The following is a 21,945-nucleotide window of genomic DNA, read 5'->3' on the forward strand; positions in this document are numbered from 1 at the left end:
GCACGCGGTCTAGTTCCCTTGGGCCAACTCCTCGACCGTCCTCGTCCAGATTCCCTGCGGCCCGAAGAGCCGCGTCGCCACCTTCTCCCAGCCTCCCAGGTCGGCGACCGTAAACAGCCGCGCGGGGCGGGGAAAGGCGGCAGCCTCCGGGCCAGCGACCGACGGATCCACGGGCCGGAACCCCAGCTCGAGGAAGGCGCGTTGCGCCTCGGGACTGTGCAGGAAGGCGAGGAAAGCCTCAGCCACCGGGCGCACCCCGTGTCGGTCCACGTTGCGGTCCACGAGCGCGGCCGGGTTTTCGATCAGGACCGTTTCGGCAGGCACGATCAGCTCGTAGGGCCGCCCGCTCCGGATCCGCGGCAGCAGCTCGTTCTCATAGGTGACGACGACGTCGCCGACACCCCGCTCGAAGGTCGTGACCGACTCGCGCCCGCTCTTGTCCATGACCTTGACGTTTTTCTGAATGCGCGTGAGCAGCGAGGCTGCAAACGCCTCCGCACTGCCCTTGTCCGGTGCCAGCCGGAGGCCAGCGCCGTAGATGGCGACGACGTCCCACATGGCGCCACCGGAGGTCTTGGGGTTGGGATAGAGCACCGCGACGCCGGGCTTGGCGAGATCCTCCCAAGTCCTGATCCCCTTGGGGTTGCCCTTGCGGACCCCGAGGGCGACCACCGAGGCGGTCACCATGCCGCGATGGGGCTGCTTGCGCCAGTCGTGGGTGATGAGGCCGGCCTTCGCCAGCTGATCGAGATCGCTCTCCACCGACAGGACGGCGATATCGGCTTCGAAGCCGCCGAGAATGGCGCGCGCCTGCGCGCCGGAGGCCCCGTACGAGCTGCGAATCCGGACGTCCTGGCCGGTCCGCTGCTTCCACAAGCGCCGGAAGGCCGGGATGAGGCGCTTTTCGTAGGCTTCCTTGGGGACGCTGTAGATCGCCAGGACCAGCTCAGGCGGATCGCCCGCCGTCGAGACCGCGGGGAGCCCGGCGATCGCGGCGGCGAGGAAGCCGCTCAGGACCCGTCTGAGGATCGGGTGGACATGGCTGAGCCAGGCCGTGCGGGGTTGCGGCCGGTTAGCGGGTGGGCACATCGCGGCTTTCTGGGCGGCGACCGTCGCTGCCGATCTGTCTGGCGAAGTCACGCAGGGTGTAGTTATCGAGGATGTCGGCGATCGCGTTCCGGACATCGAGCATGACGCCCTGGATCGGGCACTGTTGCTTGTCCGCGTAGGGACAGTCGCTGCACTTCTGGTAGGCGGTCTGGCTGACACAGCCGATCGGAGCGAGGGGCCCGTCCAGAATGCGGATGACCTGCCCGAGGGTGATGGCGTCGGGCGGTTTAATGAGGGTATAGCCGCCGCTGACGCCGCGCCGGCTGGCGAGCAGCCCCGCATTCTTGAGGGTGAGGAGAATCTGCTCGAGAAATTCGACGGGGATCTTCTGTCGCTCGGCGATCTGCTGGCGTTGGAGCAGCTTGCGGCCGTACTGGGCCGTGAGCTCGAGGAGGGCGCGGAGGGCATACTCGCTTTTCTTGGAGAATTTCATGCCGAGGGTTATAATGTTAACTGTCTTTGGTAATTTTAATGACATTATGCCGAACGCGCCTCGCTCGTCAAGCTCCAGTCGTGTTTGGCGACACGACCGCGACCAGATCCCTGTCGGTGTTGCCCCCGGAGCCACGGGCGAGAACGTCTTGACAGCACAACGGATTTCTTGCTACGGTGGCTACACTTCGCACGCTGATGCTCACCTTCAGGAGCGACCTCCTGAAGCCGTCGCGACCTGACCCCGACGACGAGCCGCACGGTAAGGAAGACTCGTGACCCTCCAGGAGCTCATCCTGTCTCTCCACCGGTATTGGGCCGATCGGGGATGCGTCATCCACCAACCCTATGACCTGGAAATGGGGGCGGGGACCTTCCACCCGGCCACCTTTCTGCGCGCCCTGGGCCCCGAACCCTGGCGGGCCGCCTACGCCCAGCCCTGCCGCCGGCCAACGGACGGGCGATACGGGGAAAACCCGAACCGGCTCCAGCACTACTACCAGTATCAGGTCGTCCTGAAGCCTTCGCCGGACGACATCCAGGCGCTCTATCTGGACAGCTTGACCCACCTCGGCATCAACCCGCGCCGACACGACATCCGGTTCATCCAGGACGACTGGGAGTCGCCCACGTTGGGTGCCTGGGGCCTCGGGTGGGAGGTGAGGCTCGACGGGATGGAGATCACCCAGTTTACGTACTTCCAGGAGGTCGGGGGCATCGAGCTGAACCCGGTGACGGTCGAGCTCACCTACGGGACCGAGCGGATCGCGATGTACCTTCAGGAGGTGGACAACGTCTACGACCTGACCTGGACCGACGGTGTCACCTACGGGCAGATCCACCACCAGGGAGAGGTCCAGTTCTCGACCTACAATTTCGAGGCCGCCGACGTGTCCACGCTCATGGCCGGCTTCCAGGCCTATGAAGCGGAGGCGACCCGCCTGCTCGAGAAGGGCCTGACGCTGCCGGCGTACGACTGCTGCATCAAGACCTCGCACCTGTTCAATCTCCTGGACGCCCGCGGCGCGATCAGCGTGGCCGAGCGCACCGAGTACATCGCCCGGGTCCGCGGCCTGGCCCGCCGGTGCGCGGAGAGCTATCTGAAGGAGCGCGAGGCCCTGCAGTATCCCCTCATGACCCCGGCACGGCTTCTCAAGCCCGGGCGCGGAACGGTCGCAGCCCGATAGGCTCGTCGGTCATGGCTAGGACGCCACGTAAGAAGCCGGCTGGACCCGCCAAATCCCATGCCTCGATGGCCAATCTGCTTCTGGAGATCGGAACCGAAGAGCTGCCGTTCCAGTTCATTGCCCCGGGGCTCCAGGCGTTGGGCGAGGCGGCGGAGCGGTTGTTCAAGGAGCAGCGCCTGGCCTGCGGCGCCGTGCGCACGTTCGGCACGCCACGCCGGCTCGTGCTCGCGGTCGAGGGCCTGGCGACCCGGCAGGAGCCGACGGTCAAGGAGGTGATGGGGCCCTCCAAGGCGGTGGCCTTCGATGCGGCGGGGCAGCCCACCAAGGCCGCGCTCGGCTTCGCCGGCTCTCAAGGTTTGTCCGTCGCCCAGCTTGAAGTCCGCCAGACGCCCAAAGGCGACTACCTCTTTGCGGTGAAGCGGGACCTCGGGCGGCCGACCGTCTCCGTGCTCGCCGACACGCTTCCGGGCTTGATCCAGAGCCTCTCGTTTCCCAAAGCCATGCGGTGGAACGCGACCGGCTTCCGGTTCGCGCGGCCGATCCGCTGGCTGCTCGCCCTCTACGGTGGCCGCGTTGTCCGCTTCCAGGTCGGCGGCGTCGAGTCGGGCAACCGCACCTGGGGACACCGATTCTGGGGCGCGGGCGCGCGGGGCGGGGGACGGGGCCTCGTCGTCCGAAATCTCAAGGACTACCTGAAGAGGCTCGAGGCGCACGGCGTCCTGCCGGACCAGGACCGCCGCCGCGCGATGATCGTCGCCCAGCTCGATCGCCTGGCGACGTCCGCCGGCGGGCAGCTCCACCAGGACGAGGAGCTGCTCGAACAGGCGGTCTACACCGTCGAATATCCGCACGCGATCGTTGGCGCCTTCGACCCCGCTTACCTGTCCCTGCCGAAGGACATTCTGATGACCGCGATGAAGGAGCATCAGGGGTACTTTTCGCTCACCGGCCGCGACGGGCGGCTCCTCCCCCGGTTCCTTGCGGTCACGAACATCAAGCTCCCCGACATGGCCCTCATCCGCAAGGGCAACGAGCGCGTGCTGGCGGCCCGGCTCGCTGACGCGAAGTTCTATTTCGACGAGGACCGCAAGGTCAGGCTGGAGGATCGGGTCGAGCGGCTGAAGCAGATCATCTTCCACCAGAAGCTGGGGACGCTGTACCAGAAGACCGAGCGGCTGGTCGCGGTGGCCGGCTTGCTCGCCAATCAGTTGAGGCTGAGCGCCGAGGAGCGCGACGCCTGCATCCGCGCCGCCCGTCTGTGTAAGACGGACCTCACCACCGGCGTCGTTGGTGAGTTCCCGACGCTTCAGGGAATCATAGGCCGGGAGTACGCCCGTCACGACGGCGAGCCGGAGGCTGTCTGCCGCGCGATTGGGGAGCAGTACCTCCCCCGTGCGATGGAAGGGGAACTGCCGGCGACGGTTCCGGGCCGGGTGCTGTCCCTGGCCGACCGGCTGGACACGATTGTGGCGTTCTTCGCCGTCGGGCTCAGCCCGACCGGCTCGGAAGACCCCTTCGCCTTGAGGCGACACGCCACCGCAGTCGTTCGGATCCTCGTCGAGGGGGGCTACCGGCTCAACCTGGCGGAGCCGGCCGCGCGGATCGCCGAGTTGCTCGCCGGCCAGGGCGTCCGGCCCGTTGCAAAGCCGGGCGAGGCCAGCGAGCCCCTCTCCTTTATCCTGGAACGGCTGCGCTACTATGGGCGCACCGTCCACGGGCTGCGCGACGACGTCATGGAGGCGGCGATCAGGACCCCGCACTTGCGCGGCGAGACCGACCTCGCCGACCTCCTCGCCCGCATGAAAGCCCTGCAGGCCATCACCGCCCGGTCCGAATTTGGTCCCTTGATGGTCGGCTTCACTCGGGCTCACCGGCTGGTGCAAAAGGAGAACTGGACCAGGGAAGACATCAATCCCTCTCTCTTTCAGCATGCCACGGAAGGGGAATTGCACAGGATGCTCGTGCAGGCCCAAGAATCCGTATCGGCCATGCTGCGGGCGTGTCGGTACACCGACGTTCTGGAGCACCTGGTCCGCCTGAAGCCAGCGATTGACGGGTTCTTCGAGGGCGTGCTCGTCAACACGGACGAGCCGGAAGTGCGGGCGAATCGCCTCTCGCTCTTGTGCGCGATTGACCGACTGTTTCTCTCGTTCGCGGATTTTTCCCAGATTGCAGGCTAGGGCTGGAGGCGGGGAGATTGTGGAGGGGACCAGCGGAGACCGGCTGGCCCCGGCGGGATCGGCCGGCGAGGACCAGCGGACCAGGCAGCTCCGGCGGTACACGTACGTCGTGACCGTCGGGCTGATCCTGCTCTGCAATGGGGTCCTGCTGCTGGTCGTCTGGGCGAGCGGCGTCAACCTGGACCGGCTCATCCGGACGCCGGACGAATTCGATCCCACCAAGGACGTGTGTCTCCGATCGAGCTGGCACAAGGTCGCGGGGCTGGACGATCCCATTCAACTTTGTTCCGAATGGATCAACCTGTCGGATCCCTCGGGAGAGACGCACAAGTTCCAACGGGAGACGAAGGTGGTGCAGGGGGCAGACGGGCGGCTGTACTTCGACCACGGAGCCTTGGTGGACGACCGCCTGTTCCTGCTGGCGGCCTGCCTGGTGCTGGTGGTGGCGGCCGGGATCGCGCTGGAGCGATACCTGATCGCTCGGTACCGGCTCCGATTGGGCCTGGAACCGCACCGGTCACAGTCATCCAACTGATTCCTGCAGAGTGAGGGCGAGCGTGGCCACGAAGAAATACGTCTACTACTTCGGCGACGGAAAGGCCGAGGGCACCGGCGACATGAAGGAGCTGCTTGGAGGCAAGGGGGCCGGCCTGGCGGAGATGACCAACCTCAAGATCTCCGTGCCGCCGGGGTTCACGATCTCGACCGAGGCCTGCGTCGAGTACTACCGGCGCGGGAAGACCTATCCACCCGGGATGTGGGCGCAGGCGCTCGCCTGCCTGCGAAAGGTCGAGCGCTCCATGAAGGCCCGGTTTGGCGACCCCGAGAACCCGCTGCTCGTCTCGGTCCGATCAGGGGCCCGGGCCTCGATGCCCGGCATGATGGACACCGTGCTCAACGTCGGGCTCAACGACCGGACCGTCGAGGGGCTGGCGGCCAGGACGCGCAACGAGCGGTTCGCGCTGGACGCCTACCGGCGCTTCATCGCCATGTTCGGCCACGTGGTCATGGGGGTGCCCCGCGAACGCTTCGACGACCTCCTCGCGCGGGTCAAGAGCGAGCACGGGGCGGCGTCGGACACCGACCTGGACGCGAAGGCGCTCAAGGGGCTCGTCCACCGGTTCAAGGAGGCCGTGCGCGAGGAGACCGGGCGAGAGTTTCCCGAAGACCCCATCGAGCAGCTCCGGATGGGCATCAACGCGGTCTTCTCCTCCTGGTACGGACCCCGGGCGGTGACCTATCGTCGCCTCTACAACATCCCTGACAGTTGGGGCACCGCCGTCAACGTCGTCGCGATGGTGTTCGGCAACATGGGCGACACGAGCGGAACCGGGGTCGCGTTCACCCGCAACCCCGCCACGGGCGAGCGGGCCCTCTTCGGCGAATGTCTGTTGAACGCACAGGGCGAGGACGTCGTGGCCGGCATCCGGACGCCGCTTCCGGTCAAGGCGCTCGCCCGGACGATGCCGCGCGCCTACAAGGAGCTGGTGGCGACCTATCGGAAACTGGAGCGGCACTACCGCGACATGCTGGACCTAGAGTTCACGATCCAGGAAGGCAAGCTCTACATGCTTCAGACGCGGGTCGGAAAGCGCACCGGGATCGCGGCGGTCAAGATCGCGGTGGACATGGTACAGGAGGGCCTGATCACCAAGCAGGAGGCACTCCTCCGCGTCGGGCCCGAGCAGCTCGCCCAGTACCTGTATCCGATCTTCGACGCCGCAGCGGAGGGCGAGCAGCAGGCGATCGGCAAGGGGTTGCCCGCGGGCCCCGGGGCGGCGGCCGGCAAGATCGCGCTCACCCCGGATCGGGCGGTGCAGATGAAGGAGCGCGGGGAGCGAGTGATCCTCGTCCGCCAGGAGACCAGCCCCGACGACATCCACGGCATGCATGCGGCTTCGGGCTTCCTGACCGCCAAGGGCGGCATGACCTCCCACGCGGCCGTCGTGGCCCGGCAAATGGGCAAGGTCTGCGTGGCGGGCTGCGAGGCGGTGGAGGTCGCCTCGGGCACGACGGTGAAGATCGGCAGGCGCACCTTCAAGGAGGGCGACTTCATCTCGATCAACGGGTTCACCGGCGCCGTGTACGCGGGGGACATTCCTGTGGTCGAGTCCGAGGTCATCCAGGTCATCCAGGGCAAGCTTGAGGCGGAGCGGTCGGAGAAGTACCGGTACTTCTCCAAGCTGCTGGCCTGGGCGGACCAATTCCGCACGCTGAAGGTCCGGGCGAACGCGGACATCCCGGAACAAGCGCGGGTCGCGCGGGGCTTCGGGGCCGAGGGGATCGGGCTCTGCCGGACCGAGCACATGTTCTTCGCGGAGGACCGCATCCCGATCATGCAGAAGATGATCCTCGCCCGGACACGCGAGGACCGCGAGCGCTACTTGGCGCAGCTCCTGCCGCTCCAGAAGCAGGACTTCCTGGGCCTGTACCGGGAGATGAAGGGCTATCCGGTGACGATCCGGCTGCTCGACCCGCCGCTCCACGAGTTTCTGCCCAAGCGCGAGGAGCTGATGGTCGAGATCGCGCGGCTCGAGCTGACCGGCGGCGCGCCGGAGCTGATCGAGGAGAAGCGCCGGCTGCTCGAACGGGTCGAGGAGCTGCACGAGTTCAACCCCATGCTTGGGCTACGCGGTTGCCGGCTCGGGATCACGATGCCGGAGATAACCCGGATGCAGGCCACCGCAATCATCGAGGCGGCCTGCGAGCTGGCGAAGGAAGGGAAAAAAATCGTCCCGGAAATCATGGTCCCGCTGGTCGGCATGGTCACCGAAATGAAGGCCCAGAAGGATCTCGTCCGGGAGGTCGCCGAGGAGACGATGACGCGGTATGGGGTTCGGCTCTCCTACCTGGTCGGGACGATGATCGAGCTACCCCGCGCCGCAGTGACTGCCCGCCGCATCGCCGAGGAAGCCGAGTTCTTCTCCTTCGGCACCAACGACCTTACCCAGACCACGTTCGGGTTTTCCCGCGACGACGCGGCCAAGTTCGTCGCCTTCTACATGACTCGCCAGGACACCTGTCCCAAGTGCCTGAGCGCGACGATAGACTGGAAGATGATGACCTGCCAGGCCTGCGGCGCGACGCTGACGGAGAAGCCCGCGAACATTCTGGAGGCCGATCCCTTCGCGGTCCTCGACCGGGAAGGGGTGGGCGCCATGATGCGGATCGCTATCACGGAAGGGCGGGCGACCCGCCCCGATCTCAAGCTCGGGATCTGCGGCGAGCACGGCGGCGATCCCAGCTCGATCGAGTTTTGCCAGCAGCTCGGCCTCGACTATGTAAGTTGTTCGCCCTACCGCGTCCCGATCGCCAGGCTAGCCGCCGCGCAGGCGGCGCTCACCGAGTCCGCCGGGACAGGCCCCGGCCCCCGCCGCCGGCACGGACGCGCAAACCCGGCTCATGGGCACGGGCGGGCCCGAGCCACCCGAAGCCGTTCCACGCGGTGAAGCCGGCCGACCGTGACGCTGCCTACATGGCGCTGGCGCTCCGGCTCGCGGCCAGGGGGCGGGCGACGGTCAGCCCCAACCCGATGGTCGGGGCGGTCGTCGTCTCCGGCGGGCGGATCGTGGGACGTGCGTTCCACCGCCGGCCCGGCGAGCCTCACGCCGAAGTCCTGGCCCTCCGCCAAGCCGGGCCCCGCGCGCGGGGCGCCACCCTCTACGTCACGCTCGAGCCCTGCTGCCACACCGAGAAACGCACCCCTCCCTGCACGCCGCTCCTCATCACCTCGGGCCTCCGCCGCGTCGTGATCGCCATGCGGGATCCGAATCCCCTCGTGAACGGCCGCGGCATCCGGGCGTTGGCCCGCGCCGGCCTCGCGGTCACCGTCGGCTGCCTCCGCGAGGAGGCGGAGCGGTTGAACGAACGCTACGGGCACTGGATGCGCACGGGCCGGCCGTTCGTTCTCCTGAAGGCGGCCATGACGCTGGACGGGAAGATCGCCACGGCCCGTGGCGAATCGCAGTGGATCACCGGCGAGGCGGCCCGGCGCGACGTCCACCACCTTCGGAGCCAAGTGGACGCGGTGATGGTCGGCATCGGGACGGTCCTCCGGGACGACCCGCGGCTTACGGCCAGGCCTCCGGGACGTCGGGCGGCCAGGGCCGGACCGCGCCAGCCGCTCCGGGTCGTCCTGGACAGCCGGCTTCGGATCCCGCTGACCGCCCGCGTGTTGTCGGGGGGCGCCACCGCAGGCGGCACAGTGGTGGCGACGACGAGGCGAGCCGCTCCGCGGCGGATCGCGGCGCTCCGCCGACGGAACGTCACCGTGCTCGTCCTTCCGGCCAAGGCCGGAAGGGTGGCCTTGCCCGCCTGTCTCGCGCGGCTTGGCCGCATGGGCGTCACCAGCCTCCTGGTCGAAGGCGGCAGCGAGCTGAATGCCGCGGTCCTGCGCGCCGGATTGGTGAACCGCGTCCTGCTGTACGTCGCCCCGCGCCTCCTCGGCGGACAGGACGCGAAGGGTGCCATCGGTGGGAAGGCGCCGTCCAGGCTAGCCGAGGCGATTGCCCTCGCCGACCTCCGGGTCCGACGGGTGGGGGAGGACTACCTGTTTGAAGGGACCCCGGTCGTCCCCAAGACAACGGGCAACCGCCTGTCCCGCTCGGATACACCCGTGTAACCTTGTCTTGCCTGCGCGAGCGTCCACGCGCGTTCCCCCTCGCCAAATCAAGGCGCTCACGTCAGCCCGAGCCGGCACCGCTCTTGCTTCGCCCTGGGGCGACACCATGAGCCCCCTGACCCGCAGCCACCAGGTCACCGTTCGCTCCCCAGCGGACGCGGCGCTCGATGCGCTCGCCGCCGCGTTGCGCGCACGGGACCCCAGCACGCACGCGCACGCACGACGGATGCTCGCCTATGCCCGCCGGCTGGGAGAGGCGCTCGCGCTTTCCCCCACCGAAGTGGCTGTCCTGGAACGCGGGATCCTGCTCCACGACCTGGGCAAGCTGCGGGTGCCGGATCGGATCCTGTTTAAGCCCGGCCCCTTGTCGTTGGCCGAATGGCGCATCATGCGCCGGCATCCCGTGACCGGCTACGCACTGCTGCGCCATCTCCCGACGGCGCAGGGTCCCGCCCGGATCGTGCTGACCCACCACGAGCGGTACGATGGGACCGGGTATCCCCTTGGGCTGAAGGGGCGGGCGATCCCGCTCGGCGCGCGGGTGTGCGCGGTCGCCGACATGCTCGACGCCCTGACGAGCCTCCGGCCCTACCGGCGGCCGGTGAGCGTCGAGGCGGCGCAGGCGCAGATTTGCTCCGAGCGCGGCAGCCACTTTGATCCCGAGGTGGTGGAGGCGTTCGCGGCGGTGCCGCCGGACGAGTGGGAGTGGCTCGGTCGCGCCGCGCCACGGCTTTGACATCCCGCTGGAAAGGTGCTACCGTCAACCCGGCGTGGTCGAGCGGCTCCTGCACGGCCGGGCCTGCGCGTCGATTCTTGATGCCGTCCTTGCCACACCGCAGCTCCTTCCCAAGCGACCGGCGATCCGGCTTCTTCCTTGCGCTCGCGGCGGCCTTCACCCTCGTGCTCGGGCTGGTTGCTGACGCGGGACCCGCTCCTGCCCCCGTTGGCGAGCCGGCCGCCTTGGCCCAGTTGATCCGGGACTACCTGGAGACGGAGGACGGAGACCGGGCGGATCAGACGCTCGCACGCATCGTGGAAGACCCGGGGGCTGATCTCTCCCGCGTGGAGACCCTGATCAAGACCAGCCGCCTCTACCGCGAGGAGCCGGTCGGGCTCCAGCCCAGCGTCCCGGTTCGCGTCGGATCCCGTACGTTCACGTTCGGCCTCTATGTCCCGCCGAGCTACCGACCCGCGCAGGCTTACGGTCTCGTGGTCTGCCTGCACGGCGCCGGCTTCACAGGAGATGCGTACCTCGAGCGCTGGAAAGCCCGGCTGGGTGACCAGTACATTCTGGCTTGCCCGACCTTCATCCAAGGGACCTGGTGGACCAGGGCGGCGGAAGAGCTGGTGCTCGCGACCATCCGGACGGTCGAGGCCCGGTACCACATTGATCCGGATCGCATCCTCCTGACTGGGATGTCGAACGGGGGCATCGGCACCTGGTTGATCGGCGTCCACCATGCCGCCCTGTTCGCGGGCATCGCACCCATGGCGAGCGGGCTGGACGAGGTCCTCTATCCCTTCCTGGAGAACCTGCGGGCGACGCCAGCCTACATCATTCACGGGGCGAAGGATCAGGTCATGCCGGTCGAGCTGAGCCGGGCGCTCGTGAAGGAACTCACCCGGCTGGGCTATCCGTTCGTCTACCGCGAGCACGAGCGCGTGCACCCGATGGCCGGCGGCCACTTCTTCCCGCGCGAGGAGTTGCCCGAGCTCGTCGCCTGGTTCGGCGCGCGGAAGCGCACGCCGTTCCCCAACCGGCTCACCGTCGTGCGAGACGCGACGCACCTGACGCCATTCGGGTGGGTCCGCATTGATGCGACGGATCGAATCGCCGCGTTCACGGACCTCTTGACCGATACGAAGGACGAGACGGTCGTCAAACGGCTATACGCGAGGCTGGAAGCGGAAGTCGTCGCGCCGAACCGGATCGAGGTGCGCACGCAGCGGGTCCGCCGCTATACCCTGCTGTTGAACCAGGCGCTGGTGGACTGGTCGAAGCCGCTCACGGTCCTGACCAACGGCCGCATGAGCTACCAGGGCATGGTCGCGCCCAGCGTCGCCACGATGCTCCAGCAGGCGCGGGTGCAACGGGAGCGCAGCCGGCTGTTCCCCGCGGTCCTCACCATCGTCGTGGAGGGCGAGCCGTGAGCCCGGGGCGGGGGGAGGCCGGGGTAGGCGGCGGGATCGCCCTGGTGGCGACGACGATCTTGCTCTGCGCGGCGGCCCCCGTGCTGGCCAGGGAGCCCTGTCTGCCCGCTGAGCTGCCGGGCGTTCCGGCGGTGTCGCTCAACCGGATTGAAGACGAGCTTCGTTGCCGGGTGACCGCCATTGTCGCCGGGTTCACCACGTCCGGGACCGTAGGGCCGGTCCAAGCGCCGGTCTCCCGCGAGCTGTATGAGTTTCTCCTGGACCATCCCTGGATCATCGCCTCACTGGCCCGGCAGCTCGACCTGGGGGCCTACCAGGCAGTGGCCAAGGGTTCCGGCCAGTTTTGGGCCGAGGACGACGATGGCACGGAAGGGCTGATCCGGCTGCTCTATCAGGATCAGGCGGTCCGCCTGTACTACATAGATGGTTCACACCATGGGCACATCTTTCCGCTGGTCCGGGCGAAAGCCGTGGTTGTCATGAAGCTGGGACAGGCCAGGCGAGGGCCCGCACCGGTCACGGTGGAGACCACCCTGCAGGCCTTCACGCGGCTGGATGATCCCCTGCTCGACGGGCTGGTCCGGGTTCTGAGGCCCCTGGTTGCGGGGGCGGTGACGCGGAAGCTCACCCAGGCGTTCGAGGTGCTGAACGAGGTCTGCGCTCGGATGGCCCAGGACCCGGACCGCATCCTCACCCAGGCGGATCGGACCACCTTCGCTGATCCCGGCGAGGGCGAGTCCCTCAAGAGCTTGCTCCGCAAGCTCCCGCGGCGGGCCGCCCACATCCCGTCCTCGGCCGTGACGCCGTGACCGTCCTGCCCTGTATCCTCCTGCCTTGCTCGGCGGGGCCCCTCTGCTCATGGGCGAGAACCTCTCTTGCGAAGCAGGCGATGAGGCGGCCGTCCGGTGGTGATGCGGCCCTGGGCGCTCTGCTATAATGCCGCCCGAGGAGCGGGGCGTGAATCCTCAGATCCAAACCGCCGACGTCGTCGTCGGCATCCTGGCCACGATCGGCGTGGTCGTGCTGATCGTGATCTTCATCGTCGTGTTCCGGAAAGTCATGCGTGGTTAAATGTTTACCGGGATCGTCGAAGAGGTCGGCGCCGTCACGGCCATCGAGAAGAGCCGGGCCGGGGTCCGGATGAGCATCCTGGCCTCTACGGTCCTCGAGGACCTGAAGGTCGGCGAGAGCGTCAGCGTGAACGGGGTCTGCCTAACCGTGGTCGCGATCGGTCCGCCCAGCTTCACCGTGGACGTGTCCGCGGAGACCCTCGCCGTCACCACGCTCGGCGAGCTGGCGACGGGAGCTCCGGTCAACTTGGAACGGGCCATGAAGCTGAGCCAGCGGATCGGCGGGCATCTCGTCGCCGGACACGTGGATGGCGTCGGCGCGGTCCGGAGCCGCAGGCAGGATGGCAATACCATCTTCCTCACGATCGAGGTGCCCCCGGAAGTCCTGCGCTACTGCGTCCACAAGGGCTCGATCACCGTGGACGGGATCAGTCTGACGATCAACGAGGTTACAGACCGGACGGTCGGTATCGCGGTGATCCCGCACACGGCCAAGGTCACGACATTGGGCCACAAGAACGTCGGCGACCGCGTCAACCTCGAGTGCGATCTCATTGGCAAATACATCGAGCGCCTGCTCCAGGAGCGCGGCCTCCAGCCCCCCAAGCCCGCCCCGGTCATTGACCGGGACTACCTGCAGAAACGCGGCCTGCTCTGAAGACGCCGTCAGCAGTCAACCTTCAGCGGCAGCCGTCAGCCCCCCTCCCGTGCCATCCCCTCACTAGCTGTTCGCCACTAACTGCGGCGGCATCCCGTCGGATTATCCGGGCAGGTCGAGCGTGCTGCCAACCGCATCCTCGATTGCGATCAGCTCGTCCGCACTCAGGGAGTCGATTCGTGAGCGGAGGGAGGCCTTCTCAAGGGATCGGATCTGGGCTCCGCGCGCCCTCTGTCAGGCCGAGCAGGTGAGCATGACACCGGAGCGTGGGAGGAGTAGGGGAAGCTACTTCACCAGCACCGGCTTGGAGGCTTCCCCCGAAGCGGTGGTCACGGAGACGAGGACCATGCCCTTTTTCTTGACCGGCGGGACGACCGCGACCAGGCTGGTCTCGCTCGTGTGGGTGAACGTGGCGACATTGCCTGGGCCGAAAGAGACGGAGCGCAGACAGCCCTGCGCCCCGAAGTTCGCGCCGGTGATCGTGACCTTGCCGCCGGGTTTGACCACGTCCGGCGTGACCCGCTCCATCCGAGGCGTGTCCCCGAAGCAAACAGTGCCCCTCGCGGCGAGGTCCCCGCCGGCGGCCGGCTTGCGGCTTTTCGCGGTCTTAGCCGCCTTCTCCTTCGGCGCCGACTTCTTCCCCTCCTCGGCCGACCACACGCAGATCGCGGGGTTCGTCAGCGCAAGCAGGGCGACCACTCCGAGGGTGGCAAGGATCTTTGCCTGTAACGGCATCAGCATGCGCCTCACGTCCTCCTTCGATTCACTCTTCGAGCGTCGAGATGTCGCCGGGGTCCTGCCCCAGTTCCTTGGCCTTGAGCACGCGCCGCATGATCTTGCCCGACCGCGTCTTGGGCAGGGACGACACGACCTCGACATCCTGCGGTACCGCGATCTTGCCCAGCTCCTTGAGCACCTGATCCTTGAGCGATTGGATCAGCTCCGGGCTCTCCCGATGGCCCTGCTTGAGGATCACGAAAGCCTTGATCGCTTCGCCCGCGGTCTTGTGCGGCTTCCCGATCACCGCCGCCTCGGCAACAGCGGGGTGGCTCACGAGCGCGCTCTCGACCTCGGCGGTGCCAATCCGGTTGCCCGCCACCTTGATCACGTCGTCGGCGCGGCCCATGAACCAGAAGTAGCCGTCCTCGTCCTTCCGGCAGACATCGCCGGCCGTGTAACAATTGGGGATCGTGTTCCAATAGACCTGATACCGATCCGGATCCTTGTAGATCGTCCGCATCATCGCCGGCCATGGCTTCCTGATCACCGCGAAACCGCCCGCGTTGGGCGGGAGGCTCTTTCCCTCCCGATCCACGACATCCGCCTCGATCCCCAGAAAGGGCCGGGCGGCGGAGCCCGGCTTGAGCGGCACGGAGGGGAGCGGCGTGACGAGGATCATACCCGTCTCGGTCTGCCACCAGGTGTCCATGATCGGCCGCGTGCCGCCGGTCACCCGGTGGAACCATTCCCAGGCTTCGGGGTTGATCGGTTCGCCTACACTCCCCAGCACACGCAGGGACGAGAGATCGGACTTCTTCGGCCACTCCTCGCCGTACTTCATCAGGAGCCGGATCGCCGTTGGCGTGGTGTAGAAGATCGTGACGCCGTAGCGCTCGATCAGGTTCCACCAACGCCCCGGATCGGGGTAGTCGGGCTTGCCCTCCGCGGTGAGGATCGTGGCTCCGTTCAGCAGCGGCCCATAGACGATGTAACTGTGACCGGTCACCCACCCGGGATCGGCCACGCAGAAATAGACGTCGTCGTCGTGTAGGTCGAAGACGTACTTCGTCGTGATATAGGTCCCGACCATGTAGCCGCCGTGGATGTGGACGACTCCTTTCGGCTTCCCCGTCGTGCCGGAGGTGTAGAGGATGTAAAGCGGGGCATCCGCGTCCAGCGGCTCCGCGTCGCAGACCGGCCTCTCGCCAGCCAGCCAGTCGTTCCAGTCGATCTCCCGGGGCGGAACCAGGGGGAGGCCGGGTTTCTCCCGACGGACCACGACGACGGTTTCCACGGACGTGCAGTTGGCGACCGCCTGGTCCACGACGCTCTTGAGGGGGATGCTCGTGCCTCGGTCGTAGCCTACGTCGGCGGTGATGACGACCCGCGATTCCGCGTCCGTGATCCGGCTCTGGAGCGCCGGCGCGCTGAACCCCGAGTACACGACGCTGTGGATGACGCCGATCCGGGCGCAGGCGAGCATCGCGACGATCTGCTCGGGGATCTTCGGCAGATAGATCGTCACCCGGTCGCCCTTGCGCAGCCCGAGCGCCTTCAACGCATTCGCGCAGCGGTTCACCTGCCGGAGGAGTTCGCCGTAGGTGAAGATCCGTTCCTGGCCCTGTTCGCCGACCCAGATCACGGCGACCTTGTTCTTGCGCCAAGTGTTCACGTGGCGGTCCAGGCAATTGTACGAGATGTTGCAGGTTGCGCCCACGAACCATTTGGCCCAGGGGTACTGCCAGTCCAGCACGCGCTGCCAGGGCGTGAACCAGTCCAGCTCCCGCGCCACCCCGTCCCAGAAGGCTTCGGGGTCGGCGAGGGAGCGGCGATACTCGGTCTCGTAATCCCTGATGTAGGTGCGCGCCGTGGTCTCCGGGGTCGGCTCGATCACCCGGCCGACGCGCAGCAGACTGTCAACCCGTTCCTCGAGGGTGCCCATACTTGCGCTCCTTGGTTCCGGTCCGTCGGGCGGTGGCGCGCGCCGCCGTCGCGGCCCTCATTATGAGCAAGCGGCCAGCCGTCCGCAAGTGTGCGCCGAAGGGCCCGCCGCGGTCGGCTTGACAGTCCGGACGGTGCGAGAGTAGCATCGGCCATCCACGTAGCGGCACCCCTAGCGCACCGCATCGGAAGAAGGGGAAAGCCCCCATGCGCGCCACAGCAGGTTGGGTCCTCGCGTTGCTAGCGGCAGCGTGGCTCGTTACGGCTCCCTGTGCGTACGGGCAAGCCGGCAAGCCAGAGGGGCTCTACTACAAATCCTGGGGCGTCGTCATCGGCATTGACGATTACCTGGTCGCGCCCAAGCTGAATTGGGCGGTCGCCGACGCCAAAGCGGTCGCGCAAGCGCTGAAGGACTTGCGGTTTGACGAGATCATCGAGGTCTACGACAAAGACGCGAGCTACCGCCGCCTGCACCACATCCTGAACGAGGTCCTGCCCCGCAAGGTCGGCCGCCAGGACCGGGTCGTCATTTTCTTCGCCGGGCACACCGGCTCCACGCTCGACATGAACTCCAGGGACCTGGGGTACCTCGTACCCTGGGACGCGCAACCCAACGCGGCCTCCAAGGCCGTAACCATGGACCATCTCAAGGACTTTTCCCGCCGGGTGATGTCCAAGCACGTCTTTTTCCTCATTGACGGCGGGCTAGCCGGCTGGGACGTGACGCCCCCGCAGCAGCTGTCCCTCGAGGGACGGCTCTCGCCCGAGGAAGACACTGACAAGCGCGCGGTCCAGGTCCTGACCGCCGCGAACAAGGGGGAGATCCCGGCCCGCCAGGACGGGCGCGGCGTCTTCATCCAGGCGCTGGTCGCGGGCCTGAAGGGCGCAGCGGACGCTGACAAGAATGGGTGGCTCATGGCGAGCGAGTTGGGCCTGTACGTGAAGCAGCAGGTGGAGCAGCTCAGCGGCGGCGCCCAGCATCCCCAGTTCGCGCGCCTGGACGGCGACGGGGACATCATCATCATCGAGGGCAAGAAGGCGGCCTTCCGAATGGGGCCGGAGCCCAAGACCGAGGCCGAACGGATGGCGGCCGCCAAGGAGCAGTACGAACTGGCCTTCTCCCTGCTCAAGGAGCAACGGTCCATCGAGGAGGCTCTGGAGCGGCTAGACCGGGCGACCCAGTACAACCCCGCCTATGCGGACGCCTACGTGCTCAAGAGCTACATCCGCCTCGAGATGTTGCCTAACTTGGACGAGGCGCTCGCCGCGGCGAAACTGGCCGTGCAGCATGGTGCGGACAACCCAGACTCCCACTACACGCTGGGCCTCGTCTTCCAGCGGCGCGGCCAGTATCAAGAGGCGGAGCAGGCCTTCCGGAAGGCCCTGGCCCTCAACCCGACCTACTCGGAGGTCTATTTCTCGCTGGGTGAGCTGTACGCGGAGGGGCTCAAGGACCAGCCGAAGGCGGTCGAGGCGTACCGCAAGTACCTGGAGACCGGAGGCACGGACAGTCGTGCGAAGGCCTACGTGGATCGCGCCGGTGGGGCCCTGCCCGGCGGGACGCCGTAGCAAGCGAGCTATCGGTCAACGGCCACAGAATCGCCAGGGTTCTCCTGGCCGGTGACTCCTGACAGTTCCTACTCTTCCTTCGCTCCCCCTTTCAGATAGCCCAGGCCGATCTTGATCGCGCGCCGCATCATCTCCGGCCATTGGGCTTCCGGGTACTCCGCGAGGACGGCTGCAGCCCTGGGGTCCTGCACGTCGAGCTCGACGACCTTGATGACGCCGTCCTGGATTTTCACCTCCGCCATGCTTCTCCTCCTGCTACGTAGGCCCTCCCCAACGAGGCGTTGGACTCGTTGACACCATTGGGGGTGCATGTTAGCATGAACGCACCTTCCGTACGGAGGCCTAAAGGAGGAGCCTATGAGCGGGCACACATCGCATTGGAGCCGCCTGACGCGCGGCATACTGGTCGTGGCCGGGCTTATGGCCGCGCTGGCCGGCTTGCCGGGATGCGGCGGGCCGCCGGCCTGGGTGAAGAAGGGGTCTGGCATCTACAACGACAAGGACACCAAGGCCTTCTACGGAGTCGGCTCGGTGGTGGGCGTCAAGGATGAACCGCTGGCCTGGGAGGCCGCGGAGAACCGAGCCCGTGCCGAGATCCAGAAGAACTTCGAGACCTACACCGCCTACCTGATGCGGGACTATGCGGCCTCGACGACGGCCGGCGACTTCACCAAATCCGCCGAGGAGCAGAACATCGAGCGCGCCATCAAGACCTTCACCGCCGGGACCCTCTCGGGGGTGCGGCCAGTCGAGCGCTGGAAGGACGAGAAGACCGGAACCTATTACGTACTCGCCAAGATGTCCCTCCAGGAGATGAAAGACGCGTTGATGCAGGCCAAGGAGCTGAACAGCCAGATGCGGGACTTCGTCCGCAAGAACGCCGAGAAGGCGTTTGAGCGGCTCGAAAAGGAAGAGGAGAAGCGGGCGGGCAACTGACCGCCTGCGGCGCGGCGCGAGCGGGCAATCGGGGAGGCGGGCGTGATGCAGGGACGGAGGCCGGCGGGGGAGACCGCCGCCCGGCGGGCCACACTGGTCGTGCTGCTGGCGGCCCTCTGGGGGACGCTCGGTGCGTGCGGGGCGGAGACCAAGGTCACCCGGACCGACCCAACCGTCGTGACCGACCTCAGCGGGCGCTGGAACGACACGGATTCCCGCCTCGTCGCGCAGGCCATGGTCCAGGAGGCGGTGGACAGTCCCTGGATACAGAATTTCACGCGAGCTAAGCACCGCCAACCGGTCGTCATCGTCGGCACCGTCCTCAACAAGAGCCACGAGCATATCAACGTCCAAACCTTCGTCACCGACCTGGAACGCGAGCTGACCAACTCCCAGAAGGTCACCTTCGTCGCCGGCAGGGGTGAGCGGGAGGAGATCCGGGAGGAACGCCGTGAACAGGCGGCCCACGCCCGTGAAGACACGCAGAAGGCCCCCGGCAAGGAACTCGGGGCGGACTACATGCTCAAGGGCACGATCTCGACGATCCTCGACGAGTCGGACGGCGTCAAAGCCATCTTCTACCAGGTGGACCTCGAGCTGATAGACCTGGAGAGCAACGTCAAGTCCTGGTACGGGCAGAAGAAGATCAAGAAGGTGATCGAGCGAAGAAAGATGCTCTTTTGACGGCTGCCACTCCGTTGAACCTCCCCGACGCACGGTCGCCCCGTCGCTCGAACGCTCCGGACCTTCTGCCAGCGACACCCACGCGCCTGCCCGCCTGGGCTTGGGGCCTCGCCGTGGCGGCGGCGCTGGCCGCCTGCACGCCCGCCACGAGCCGGTACACGTTGGTCGAAGCCAGCCTGCGCGCCAGGAATCCCGCACAGGCGGACCTGGTCATCGAGCAGGCCAAGGACGAATACCGGGCTCAGGACCGCGTTCTCTACCTACTGGATCGGGGGATGACGCTCCACCTCGCAGGCCGCTACGCGCAGAGCAACCAGTTTCTTCAGGAAGCGGACGAGGCCATCGAGGCCCTGTACACCCGCCGGCTCCGGACCGAGACCAAGGCTTTCCTGGTCAACGACACCGAGCTGCCCTTCGAAGGGGCCTCCCACGAGCAGGTGCTGATCAACGTGGTCAAGGCGCTGAACTATGCGCTCCTGGGGAACCTGACGGACGCGCTCGTTGAGGCGCGGCTGATTGACCAGCGCCTGAACCGACTGGCCGATCGGACGACGGACCGCGGTGCCTACCGCGAGGACCCGTTCGCCCGCTACCTCACTGGTCTCCTCTATGAGGCAGCGCGAGACCTCAACAACGCCTTCATCGCCTACCGGAAGGCCTACGATGCCTACCAAGCCGCCCGTTCGTGGCTGAGGGTTCCGGTGCCGCCCGGCCTGGAAGCGGATCTCCTGCGCATCACGGACGCACTACACCTTCAGGAGGAGCACGCCGGGTACCGAACCCAGTTCCCCACGGCGTCCTGGCAGCCCTACGCTGAGACCGAGCGGCTCGCCCAGCTCGTGGTGATCAGCTATAATGGGCGGGCTCCGTACAAGCAGGACCAGTTCATTGACCTACCGATCAGCTTCGAGGCGCTGAAACTGGTGCTGTTGACGAAGGGGATCCTAGGGGCCAGCAACCAGAGCAGCCAAGACCGGCGCGCGATGGAGAGCGTTTTGTACGGGTTGAACGGCCGGGTGGTCCGCGTGGCGCTGCCCCGGCTCGTGCGGCAGCCCACCGACGTGGCCTACGACGAGATCAGCCTCGCCGGGTCCCGGGGGACCTATACGGCGAAGACGGACCTGGTCCACGACCTTGGCGCGGCAGCGGAGAAAACCCTCTCCGACCAGTATGCGCAAATCACCCTGAAGGCCGTCGCGCGGGCCGCGGTCAAATTTACGCTGGCAGAAGGGGTGAGCTACGGGGCCCAGGCGGCGGCTGGCCGCGACGCGGGGCCCCTGGTCGGGCTCGTCGTGAACATGGTCGCGAAGACCTTGGCCGTCGCCTCGGAGGAGGCGGACAAGCGGAGCTGGCGCACCCTGCCCGATCAGATCCAGATTGCGCGGGTCTGGGTGCCGCCCGGCGTCTACCAGGTGCGCGTGCATCCAGTCGGCCGCCGGAGCGGGGTCGGCGAGCCGGACCTCGTCGAGGAGCTGACGCTTGAGCCAGGCCGGACCGCCTTCGTGGTCGCACGGTACGTGTCATGAGGGACTCCCGATGAAGCCTGGTCACGTGTTGCTCGGCGCGCTCCTGCTGCTCGCGGCCTGCACCAGCCGCACCCCTGCTTGGGTGACGGGGAAGAGCCCCGATTATCCAGCGGCGGATTACCTGCTCGGAGTCGGGCAGGCCGACTCGCGCCCGGCGGCGGAGCAGGAGGCTTATGCGGCGGTCTCCCGGATTTTCAAGGCCGAGGTGACCGCCCAGGCGCGCGACTGGGAATCCTATTTCCAGCTCGAAACCCGGGGCACGGCCAACATCGAGCGGCGGATCACCTTGGACAAGGTCACCCACGTCTCCACGGAGAAGGTTCTCGAGAACGTCAGGATTCTGGACCGCTGGTACGACAAGGCCTCGTCCCAACATTACGCGCTGGCCGGGATGAACCGCCCACAGGCGGCCACCGCGCTGCTGGAACGCCTGGCGGAGATGGACCAGCGGATCGAGGATGAGCTGCGGGAATCCCGCCAGGCGACCGATAAGCTCATCAAGCTCCGGAGCCTCAAGCGGGCGATCGGCCACCTCGTGCTGCGGGAGGCGCTGAACACCGACCTTCGCATCATCCGACCGAGCGGGCGCGGCGAGGAGCCGCGCTACCGCGTGGGCGAGCTGACCGCGGAACTGGAGCAGTTCCTCGCCGCCAACCTCGCGATCGGCGTGGAGATCACCGGGGACCAGGCGGAGGTCGTGCAGAACGCGCTGATGGAAGGGTTGCTCCGGGAGGGCCTGCCCGTCACGGCACGGCGCCCCGGACCGGGCAACGGACCGGCGGAAAGCCCGGAGGGGCGTGCCCCCGAGCTGATGGTGCGGGGCTCCGTCCGGGTCTGGCCCGCCAACGTGCCGGATCCGCAATTCAAGTACGTCCGGTGGTGCAGCGATCTCGTGATCGAGGAAGTCTCGACCCGCCGCGTGGTGGCCGCGATCGCGCGGGGCGGCCGGGAGGGACACCTGACCGAGCGGGAGGCGCTGGCGAAGGCGGTTCGGATCATGCAAAAGGAGCTCACGTCCGATCTTGCCAAAACGCTCGCCGGTTATGTATACGGGGAGGCGGAGCCGGCCGGGGCCGTGCCGCCGAGCGCGTGCCCGGACGGACAAGCCCAGCCGGGGCAGGCAGGGCCCCCCAGACAAGCCCTGTAAGCGCGAGAGACGG

At 67.3% G+C, this 21,945-nt stretch carries 19 protein-coding genes; 14 read left to right on the forward strand and 5 right to left on the reverse strand.

Annotation, left to right across the window (positions count from 1 at the left end; genetic code table 11):
• Positions 1–9 precede the first annotated feature (9 nt).
• Together ACWHYQ_RS11680 and ACWHYQ_RS11685 are read right to left on the reverse strand one after the other, a co-directional pair.
• The gene (locus ACWHYQ_RS11680; RefSeq protein ID WP_447972305.1) at positions 10–1,089 is read right to left on the reverse strand and encodes a sulfate ABC transporter substrate-binding protein; all 1,080 of its coding nucleotides are present in this window, start codon (positions 1,087–1,089) and stop codon (positions 10–12) included.
• Positions 1,073–1,543 (reverse strand): RrF2 family transcriptional regulator, encoded by a 471-nt coding sequence (locus ACWHYQ_RS11685; protein WP_447972306.1) that lies wholly within the window; start codon positions 1,541–1,543, stop codon positions 1,073–1,075. The genes ACWHYQ_RS11680 and ACWHYQ_RS11685 overlap by 17 nt, the downstream gene beginning before the upstream one ends.
• 274 nt (positions 1,544–1,817) lie before the next feature.
• On the opposite strand from ACWHYQ_RS11685, the gene ACWHYQ_RS11690 reads away from it, so the two are divergent.
• The 9 genes from ACWHYQ_RS11690 (at position 1,818) to ACWHYQ_RS11730 (ending at position 13,409) form a co-directional block, all read left to right on the forward strand.
• Complete coding sequence (locus ACWHYQ_RS11690; RefSeq protein ID WP_447972307.1) at positions 1,818–2,729, forward strand: glycine--tRNA ligase subunit alpha; 912 nt, start codon at positions 1,818–1,820, stop codon at positions 2,727–2,729.
• A gap of 65 nt (positions 2,730–2,794) precedes the next feature.
• The gene (glyS, locus tag ACWHYQ_RS11695; protein WP_447972308.1) at positions 2,795–4,909 is read left to right on the forward strand and encodes a glycine--tRNA ligase subunit beta; all 2,115 of its coding nucleotides are present in this window, start codon (positions 2,795–2,797) and stop codon (positions 4,907–4,909) included.
• 19 nt (positions 4,910–4,928) lie between these two features.
• Positions 4,929–5,444, forward strand: a complete 516-nt coding sequence (locus ACWHYQ_RS11700; protein WP_447972309.1) for a hypothetical protein — start codon at positions 4,929–4,931, stop codon at positions 5,442–5,444.
• Positions 5,445–5,466: 22 nt separating this feature from the next.
• Entirely contained in the window at positions 5,467–8,358 is a 2,892-nt protein-coding gene (gene ppdK, locus ACWHYQ_RS11705; RefSeq protein ID WP_447972310.1) for a pyruvate, phosphate dikinase, read from the forward strand.
• Positions 8,355–9,530, forward strand: coding sequence for a bifunctional diaminohydroxyphosphoribosylaminopyrimidine deaminase/5-amino-6-(5-phosphoribosylamino)uracil reductase RibD (gene ribD / locus ACWHYQ_RS11710; RefSeq protein ID WP_447972311.1), 1,176 nt, complete (start codon positions 8,355–8,357; stop codon positions 9,528–9,530). The genes ppdK and ribD overlap by 4 nt, the downstream gene beginning before the upstream one ends.
• 106 nt (positions 9,531–9,636) lie before the next feature.
• On the forward strand, positions 9,637–10,266 hold the full coding sequence (locus ACWHYQ_RS11715) for an HD-GYP domain-containing protein (protein WP_447972312.1): 630 nt from the start codon (positions 9,637–9,639) through the stop codon (positions 10,264–10,266).
• A gap of 89 nt (positions 10,267–10,355) precedes the next feature.
• Entirely contained in the window at positions 10,356–11,681 is a 1,326-nt protein-coding gene (locus tag ACWHYQ_RS11720) for a carboxylesterase family protein (protein ID WP_447972313.1), read from the forward strand.
• Positions 11,678–12,490: a hypothetical protein gene (locus ACWHYQ_RS11725; protein WP_447972314.1), complete on the forward strand. Its 813-nt coding sequence runs from the start codon at positions 11,678–11,680 to the stop codon at positions 12,488–12,490. The genes ACWHYQ_RS11720 and ACWHYQ_RS11725 overlap by 4 nt, the downstream gene beginning before the upstream one ends.
• Positions 12,491–12,752: 262 nt before the next feature.
• The gene (locus ACWHYQ_RS11730) at positions 12,753–13,409 is read left to right on the forward strand and encodes a riboflavin synthase (RefSeq protein WP_447972315.1); all 657 of its coding nucleotides are present in this window, start codon (positions 12,753–12,755) and stop codon (positions 13,407–13,409) included.
• Between the two features lie 285 nt (positions 13,410–13,694).
• On the opposite strand, the gene ACWHYQ_RS11735 is transcribed toward ACWHYQ_RS11730, so the two are convergent.
• Both ACWHYQ_RS11735 and acs read right to left on the reverse strand, forming a co-directional pair.
• Positions 13,695–14,150, reverse strand: a complete 456-nt coding sequence (locus ACWHYQ_RS11735) for an IPT/TIG domain-containing protein (protein WP_447972316.1) — start codon at positions 14,148–14,150, stop codon at positions 13,695–13,697.
• 22 nt (positions 14,151–14,172) lie between these two features.
• On the reverse strand, positions 14,173–16,071 hold the full coding sequence (gene acs, locus ACWHYQ_RS11740; protein WP_447972317.1) for an acetate--CoA ligase: 1,899 nt from the start codon (positions 16,069–16,071) through the stop codon (positions 14,173–14,175).
• Between the two features lie 206 nt (positions 16,072–16,277).
• Between acs and ACWHYQ_RS11745 the strand changes: the two genes are divergently transcribed.
• Positions 16,278–17,639, forward strand: coding sequence for a tetratricopeptide repeat protein (locus ACWHYQ_RS11745; protein WP_447972318.1), 1,362 nt, complete (start codon positions 16,278–16,280; stop codon positions 17,637–17,639).
• 68 nt (positions 17,640–17,707) lie between these two features.
• On the opposite strand, the gene ACWHYQ_RS11750 is transcribed toward ACWHYQ_RS11745, so the two are convergent.
• A complete protein-coding gene (locus tag ACWHYQ_RS11750; protein ID WP_447972319.1) occupies positions 17,708–17,881 on the reverse strand; it encodes a hypothetical protein in 174 nt (57 codons plus the stop codon).
• Between the two features lie 115 nt (positions 17,882–17,996).
• Between ACWHYQ_RS11750 and ACWHYQ_RS11755 the strand changes: the two genes are divergently transcribed.
• The 4 genes from ACWHYQ_RS11755 to ACWHYQ_RS11770 all read left to right on the forward strand — a co-directional run bounded on the left by ACWHYQ_RS11755 (position 17,997) and on the right by ACWHYQ_RS11770 (position 21,932).
• Complete coding sequence (locus ACWHYQ_RS11755) at positions 17,997–18,575, forward strand: hypothetical protein (RefSeq protein ID WP_447972320.1); 579 nt, start codon at positions 17,997–17,999, stop codon at positions 18,573–18,575.
• A gap of 45 nt (positions 18,576–18,620) precedes the next feature.
• Entirely contained in the window at positions 18,621–19,259 is a 639-nt protein-coding gene (locus ACWHYQ_RS11760) for a penicillin-binding protein activator LpoB (protein WP_447972321.1), read from the forward strand.
• 113 nt (positions 19,260–19,372) lie between these two features.
• Entirely contained in the window at positions 19,373–20,785 is a 1,413-nt protein-coding gene (locus ACWHYQ_RS11765; RefSeq protein ID WP_447972322.1) for a COG3014 family protein, read from the forward strand.
• Between the two features lie 10 nt (positions 20,786–20,795).
• Entirely contained in the window at positions 20,796–21,932 is a 1,137-nt protein-coding gene (locus ACWHYQ_RS11770; RefSeq protein ID WP_447972323.1) for an LPP20 family lipoprotein, read from the forward strand.
• Positions 21,933–21,945: the final 13 nt, after the last annotated feature.

Source organism: Nitrospira sp. Kam-Ns4a, from assembly GCF_965152595.1.

Excerpts from the sequence above, each read along its gene's own strand:
- ACWHYQ_RS11680 (WP_447972305.1), bottom strand. The coding sequence starts at position 1,089 with ATGTGCCCACCCGCTAACCGGCCGCAACCCCGCACGGCCTGGCTCAGC.
- ACWHYQ_RS11685 (WP_447972306.1), bottom strand. The coding sequence starts at position 1,543 with ATGAAATTCTCCAAGAAAAGCGAGTATGCCCTCCGCGCCCTCCTCGAG.
- glyS (WP_447972308.1), top strand. The coding sequence starts at position 2,795 with ATGGCCAATCTGCTTCTGGAGATCGGAACCGAAGAGCTGCCGTTCCAG.
- ACWHYQ_RS11715 (WP_447972312.1), top strand. The coding sequence starts at position 9,637 with ATGAGCCCCCTGACCCGCAGCCACCAGGTCACCGTTCGCTCCCCAGCG.
- ACWHYQ_RS11730 (WP_447972315.1), top strand. The coding sequence starts at position 12,753 with ATGTTTACCGGGATCGTCGAAGAGGTCGGCGCCGTCACGGCCATCGAG.
- ACWHYQ_RS11735 (WP_447972316.1), bottom strand. The coding sequence starts at position 14,150 with ATGCTGATGCCGTTACAGGCAAAGATCCTTGCCACCCTCGGAGTGGTC.
- acs (WP_447972317.1), bottom strand. The coding sequence starts at position 16,071 with ATGGGCACCCTCGAGGAACGGGTTGACAGTCTGCTGCGCGTCGGCCGG.
- ACWHYQ_RS11745 (WP_447972318.1), top strand. The coding sequence starts at position 16,278 with ATGCGCGCCACAGCAGGTTGGGTCCTCGCGTTGCTAGCGGCAGCGTGG.
- ACWHYQ_RS11750 (WP_447972319.1), bottom strand. The coding sequence starts at position 17,881 with ATGGCGGAGGTGAAAATCCAGGACGGCGTCATCAAGGTCGTCGAGCTC.
- ACWHYQ_RS11755 (WP_447972320.1), top strand. The coding sequence starts at position 17,997 with ATGAGCGGGCACACATCGCATTGGAGCCGCCTGACGCGCGGCATACTG.
- ACWHYQ_RS11760 (WP_447972321.1), top strand. The coding sequence starts at position 18,621 with ATGCAGGGACGGAGGCCGGCGGGGGAGACCGCCGCCCGGCGGGCCACA.
- ACWHYQ_RS11770 (WP_447972323.1), top strand. The coding sequence starts at position 20,796 with ATGAAGCCTGGTCACGTGTTGCTCGGCGCGCTCCTGCTGCTCGCGGCC.